Below are 675 nucleotides of genomic sequence, written 5' to 3'. Positions count from 1 at the left end.
GACCGCCGGTGGCGATCGGCGTTGCGGTTCCAGCGGCCACTTGCAGCGCTGGCGCGGTGCCGCAATGAATGGTTTCGCCGTTCAGCCCAAGGCGAACAGGCTTGCCTTCGCCCGCCGCGACGACATCCGCCGAACGCACGGCGAAGCCGTCGACATTGGAGCGGTCAAATGGGGGAACATCGATCGGCGCCGTGACGTCTTCGGCGAGCGCCGCACCGAGTGCATCGGCGAGCTTGCGCACCTCGCTCGGAATCGGGCGCGGGAACAGCGCCGCCTCGAAGCGTGCCAGCGCTTCCTCCCGCGACAGGACCTTGAGGAACTGCTCCTGTTCGAGCGCGCTGCGCTCTTGCGATCGCGGAATCATCGTCATGCCGGAACCCATATCATGCCCACATCAGATAGGCATCGACCGACGTGCCCGCCGCAAATCCCTCATGGCTGGCGGGGATGAGCAGCCATGCATCGGCACGGGCAATCGCCTGGAGCGGCCATTCGCCCACGGCAAGCGGCATCCACACACGATGTTCCAGAGACAGCAGAGCCATTTCGGCGATGCCGACACTGGAGGCGATTTTGCGCGCAAGCGGCAGGACCGTCTGTCGGCGCGGCCGGCGCGCGGACAAATGGTCGACGAGCGGCAGCACGAGCGCGAGCCAGACCGCAAGCGCCTGATCG

The 675-nt window shown here is 66.7% G+C and carries 2 pseudogenes; both read right to left on the bottom strand.

Features of this window, described 5'->3' with window-relative positions:
* Positions 1-370, bottom strand: a pseudogene (locus MOV75_RS40805) (molybdopterin biosynthesis protein); the annotation flags it as partial.
* A 13-nt stretch (positions 371-383) separates the two neighbouring features.
* Positions 384-675, bottom strand: a pseudogene (locus MOV75_RS40800) (molybdopterin-binding protein); the annotation flags it as partial.

Source organism: Bradyrhizobium sp. PRIMUS42, from assembly GCF_023006515.1.
GTDB lineage: Bacteria > Pseudomonadota > Alphaproteobacteria > Rhizobiales > Xanthobacteraceae > Bradyrhizobium.
The sequence above is the reverse complement of the archived record's forward strand: the minus strand, read 5'-3'. Positions and strand labels throughout refer to the sequence as shown.